This window comes from Paraconexibacter sp., from assembly GCF_059438195.1.
In genome coordinates this window covers 1-4,568 of sequence record NZ_JBLKKY010000124.1, presented here as the reverse complement: position 1 = coordinate 4,568, position 4,568 = coordinate 1, and the positions used below count along the sequence as shown (strand labels likewise).

Here is a 4,568-nt window from a genome sequence, read left to right as displayed (position 1 = left end):
CTCGAGCGGGTGCGCTCGGCCGGGAGGTCCCTCGTGTCGCTGCTCGAGGACGTCCTCGAGCTGTCCCGGCTCGAGGCGCAGGAGTCGGACCTGCGGGTCGTGGACGTCTCCCTGGACGAGGTGCTCGCCGACGCCGAGGAGCTGTTGGCGCACCGCATGGAGGAGGCCGGGCTCGGGTATCACCGTGACGGCTGCGGGTTCAGGGTGCGCGCCGACCCGGAGCGCCTCCGCCGGGTCTTCCTGAACCTCCTGACGAACGCGATCAAGTACGCGGCGCCCGGAGCCGTCGATGCGGCGACGGGCGACCAGCCGGGAGCAGTCGCGTCCTCCCCGGGACGGCCCGGCGAGGAGCCGCTCGGCACGGTCGTCGCCGCCGCGCCGGTCGCCGCGTCCGACGGCGGAGGGGCGACGACAGCGGGTCCGTCCGCGGCGCCCGCGCACGGCGGCGGGCCGGGCGCGGTCGCGCCCACGGCGCTCCCGTGACGGGCTCTCGCGCCGGTCGTCCGGTCCCCGACCGATCTGCCGTCCGACGCGCGACCTACCTTTCACGACGTCCCCGCCACCGAGCGTCAGCGGAGCTGTGATGCCCCTCTGCTTCATCGAACCCCAGGACGCGATCCGCGTCATCGCAGAGACCGTCGGCCGCGAGGCTCGCCGTCAGCTGCTCGGCGAGCTCGTCCGCGCCTGGGTCGACGAGATCCCCGAGCAGGATCTCGAGACCCACTACGCGAAGGCGGTCGCCGACCTCGACGAGCACGACCTCTCGATGCTCGCCGCCTGGCACGCCTCGCTCGAGGTCGGCCAGCCGATCGCGAACCGCGACTTCCTCGTCACGGTCTTCCCGACGCTCGGCGAGAACCGCCGCGAGGCCCTGAAGATCGCGGCGGGCTTCCGCGGCGACGAGGCCTTCGACGCGGGGGTGACGGAGGAGCAGGCGCTCGAGACCGTCCTCCCGCGGCTCTCCCACGACCGCGCGATGGAGCTCGCGAGCGACTGCCTCGAGCTCTATCTCTGGGACCGCCTCGGCAGCGACAACTGACGGCCCGGCTCGGACTCGCTCGCAGCGAGCGGGTCCTGTGCGCGAAGAGGGGCCCCTACCGGCGAAGGACGCGGTCGAGCTCGGCGATCGCCGCGGCGTCGTCGCCCTGGTACCAGACGGCGTGCATGCCGAGGTTCCGCGCCGCCTCGCAGTTGTGCGCGAAGTCGTCGAGGAAGGCGCAGGCCGCCGGCTCGAGGCCGAGGCGCTCGCACGTGAGGCGGTAGATCCCCTCGTCGGGCTTGCGCATGCCGACGAAGGCGCTGTCGACGACGACCTCGAAGAGCTCGTCGACGGGGAGCATCGACCGCCAGTACGGCTCCCATTCCCGCACGTTGTTCGTGAGGAGGCCGAGGCGCACGCCGTCGTCACGCAGCTCCGCGAGGTAGTCGATGAGCTCGTGATTGGGGTCGAGGCTGCGGAAGTACGTCTCGGTGAAGTCGCTCATGTCGACGGGGCGGCCGATCGCGGTCGCGATCTCCTCGCCGAGCTCCGTGAAGAACTCGTCGGCGCTCACCCGGCCGCACTCGAGCGCGAAGAGCGGGTTCTCGCCCTTGCGCTCCGTGAGCCGCCCCATGGCCTCGCCCATCTCCGCCATCGGGATGTCCTTCTCGTCGTGCCAGACGCCGAAGGCGTCCGCGAGCGCGGTCGTGAGGACGCCGCCGAAGTCGCTGACGACCGCTCGGATCACGAGATCCGGCGCAGCACGTCGTAGCGCCCGACGCCGGTGTGGCCGTCGAGCGTCCAGCGGAAGAACGAGCAGTCCAGGCGGAGCCGCCCGAGGTCGAGGGACGTCCCGCAGATGACCTCGCCGCTGCCGCGCATGGGGTAGCCGTCCTCGTCGAGCCACAGCTCGAGGCCGGCGCGGCGCTGACGGTCCTCGGCGTCCGTCGTCGTCGAGAGGCGCGGATCCTCGACCTGGAGCGTGAGCAGGCCGCTCCCGTCGTGCCCGGGCGCGACGAGCGTCGCGGCGACGACCTCGTCGGCGTGCGTCGCGTCGCGGCTCGCGGGCCGGACCGCGGCGAGCGTGAGCGCCCGGTCCTCGGCGACCCACGCCCCGATCGTGCGAGCGAGGGCGATCCGGTCCCAGTCCGGCTCCCCCCAGGAGTGACCGCGCTGGCCGAGGCAGTCGATCCGCCTCTCTCCGCCGCGGACGCGGGCGGTGCCGCGCACCCGGCAGAGCTGCTCGTACCCGCGCATCCCGCCGGCCTGCGCGACCGGACCCTCCGGGTCGAGCTCGACCGGGCCGCTGAGCGCCTCGAGGGCGAGGTCGACGGCCGCCGTCCCGTCCTCGGAGACGAAGGAGGCCGTCCAGCGCCGCAGCGGCTCGTCGACCGTCGTCCTCACCCCGGCGGCGTCGATCCCGTCCCAGCCGTCCCCGGGCGCGGCGAGGCCGCCCGCGGCCCGGACCGCGATCGGCTCCCGGCCCGAGAAGAGGATGCCGAGCCCGCTGCCCTGCGCAGCGCCGTCGGGGCCGGGGGAGACGCCGACGCGGACGACGCCGTAGACGTCGGCGGCGGGGTCGCCGAACGCGACCGTCACGGCGTCGCTGAAGGCGGAGCCGGTCGGCTCCTGCGGCGCCTCGTCCTGCTCGGTGACCGTCATGGCAGCTCCCTTCGGTTCGGATCGACCTCCGTCGCCGTCCCCTCGACGTCGGCGTCCCGGTGGTCCCTGGCGGAGTCGCGCCGCCGGCGCCGGTACGCCTCGGCGCCGGCCGCCCCCGCGGGCCCGCCGACGACGAGCGCCGCGCGGGTGAGGATCGTCCGTGCGAGGAAGCCGCGGACGAGCGCCCGCGTCGGCGGGACGAGGAGGACGAGCCCGCCGACATCGGTGACGAAGCCCGGCGTGAGGAGCAGCGACCCGCCGAGGATGATGAGCGCGCCGTCGGCGACCTCGCGCGTCGGCGGCCGACCGGTGCGGATCGCGTCCTGGAAGCGCCTCCAGGCGGCGCGCCCCTGCGAGCGGAGCATGAGCGTCCCGAGCACCGACGAGAGGAGCAGGAGCGCGATCGTGTTGAGCGCCCCGATCTCCTGCCCCACCTGGATGAGGACGTAGAGCTCGACGAGCGGGACGACGATGAAGAGGACGAGGAGGAACGGCACGGTGCACCGACAGGCTACGAGGAAGACCGCGGCGAGGTGGCTACACTCGGGGCATGGTCACCGTTGACGACGTCGAGGCCGCCCTCACCAACGTCATCGACCCGGAGCTCGGGCTCGATTTCGTCGAGCTCGGTCTCATCTATGGGGTCGCTGTCGACGGCGGGAACGTCCACGTGACGTTCACGCTCACCTCACCCGGGTGTCCGATCGGGCCCCAGGTGATGGAGCAGATCGACGAGTTCGTCAGCGAGCTCGATGGCGTCGAGTCCGTCGAGTCGGAGATGACGTTCGTCCCGCCGTGGACCCCGGACCGGATGTCCGAGGACGCGAAGTTCGCCCTCGGGTTCTGAGCGACGGCGCGCCCGGGCGCGCGGCGGGCGCAACTCCTGCCCCTGGGGCGCGTTGAGGTGCCGATGACCTCGACCGCGGCCCGGAGCCCTCGCCGCCGCCTCGCGCGGGCCGCGCTCGCTGCGCTCGCCGCCCTCGCGGCGGCTCCGTCCGCCGCCGCGGCCGAGACGGAGCTCACCGGGCGCGTCCTCGTCACGCTCGACGACGCCCCGGCGGCGGCGACGAGCGCCGAGGCCTCGCCCCGGGCGAGGGCCTCGCGCGCCCGCGCGCACGACGCTGCCGTCGAGCGCCTCGTCGACCGCACGGCCGGCCGCCGGGCGGGACGCTCCCTCGACGCGCTCGGCACCGAGCTCCTCGCGCCCCCCGCCGGCGTCACGCCGGCGGCGTTCGCGCGCACCCTCCGCCGCGCCCCGGGGGTCGCCCGCGTCGAGCTGGAGCGCCGGCACGCCCTGCGCTTCGTGCCCAACGACCCGTCGCTCCAGCTCCCGGAGCCGACCGCTCCCACGTCCCCGCTGCAGTGGTGGGCCGAGCGCACCGGCCTCTTCGCCGCCTGGGACCTCAGCCGGGGGGACGGCGCGACGGTGGCGGTCATCGACACCGGCATCGACGCCGCGCATCCCGAGTTCGCCGGCCGCATCGAGGCCACGGTCGACCGCGACGCGACCTCGGGCCGCTCCGACACCGACGAGATCGGCCATGGGACGCACGTCGCCTCGATGGCGTGCGCGAGCGGGGACAACGGCGTCGGGCTCGTCGGCGCCGGCCTCGCCTGCCGGCTCCTCGTCATCAAGACGGACCTGTCGGACTCGAGCATCGCCGCGAGCATCACCGACGCCGCCGACCGCGGCGCCGACGTCATCAACATGAGCTTCGGGACCGACGGGAGCCGACCTCCGACGAGCGCGATCGTCGAGGCGATCGAGTACGCGCTCGAGAAGGACGTCGTCCTCGTCGCCGCCGCGGCGGACGCGCCCGTCACCGAGCAGGGCGATCCGAGCAACATCCTGCAGCCGACCGGCACGGGCTCCGACCTCACGCTCGGGAAGGGCCTGTCCGTCACGGCGGCCGACGCCGCCGACCGG

At 74.3% G+C, this 4,568-nt stretch carries 7 protein-coding genes; 4 read left to right on the top strand and 3 right to left on the bottom strand.

The features are described from left to right. A partial coding sequence (locus ACME2J_RS21940; RefSeq protein ID WP_495547080.1) for a sensor histidine kinase occupies positions 1 to 483 on the top strand: 483 nt, incomplete at its 5' end. Positions 484 to 583: 100 nt separating this feature from the next. Then, complete coding sequence (locus tag ACME2J_RS21935; protein ID WP_495547079.1) at positions 584 to 1,039, top strand: hypothetical protein; 456 nt, start codon at positions 584 to 586, stop codon at positions 1,037 to 1,039. A gap of 55 nt (positions 1,040 to 1,094) precedes the next feature. Here the strand turns inward: ACME2J_RS21935 and ACME2J_RS21930 are convergent, their stop codons facing one another. The 3 genes from ACME2J_RS21930 to ACME2J_RS21920 are packed head-to-tail and all read right to left on the bottom strand — an operon-like array spanning position 1,095 to position 3,138. Further along, a complete protein-coding gene (locus ACME2J_RS21930; RefSeq protein WP_495547078.1) occupies positions 1,095 to 1,727 on the bottom strand; it encodes an HAD family hydrolase in 633 nt (210 codons plus the stop codon). Next, on the bottom strand, positions 1,724 to 2,641 hold the full coding sequence (locus ACME2J_RS21925) for a DUF7064 domain-containing protein (protein WP_495547077.1): 918 nt from the start codon (positions 2,639 to 2,641) through the stop codon (positions 1,724 to 1,726). Before ACME2J_RS21925 ends, ACME2J_RS21930 begins: the two co-directional genes overlap by 4 nt. Then, a complete protein-coding gene (locus tag ACME2J_RS21920; RefSeq protein WP_495547076.1) occupies positions 2,638 to 3,138 on the bottom strand; it encodes an FxsA family protein in 501 nt (166 codons plus the stop codon). The genes ACME2J_RS21925 and ACME2J_RS21920 overlap by 4 nt, the downstream gene beginning before the upstream one ends. A gap of 53 nt (positions 3,139 to 3,191) precedes the next feature. On the opposite strand from ACME2J_RS21920, the gene ACME2J_RS21915 reads away from it, so the two are divergent. After that, entirely contained in the window at positions 3,192 to 3,488 is a 297-nt protein-coding gene (locus ACME2J_RS21915) for a metal-sulfur cluster assembly factor (protein ID WP_495547075.1), read from the top strand. A gap of 63 nt (positions 3,489 to 3,551) precedes the next feature. Continuing rightward, positions 3,552 to 4,568: S8 family peptidase (locus ACME2J_RS21910; protein WP_495547074.1), on the top strand; the 1,017-nt coding region annotated here is incomplete at its 3' end.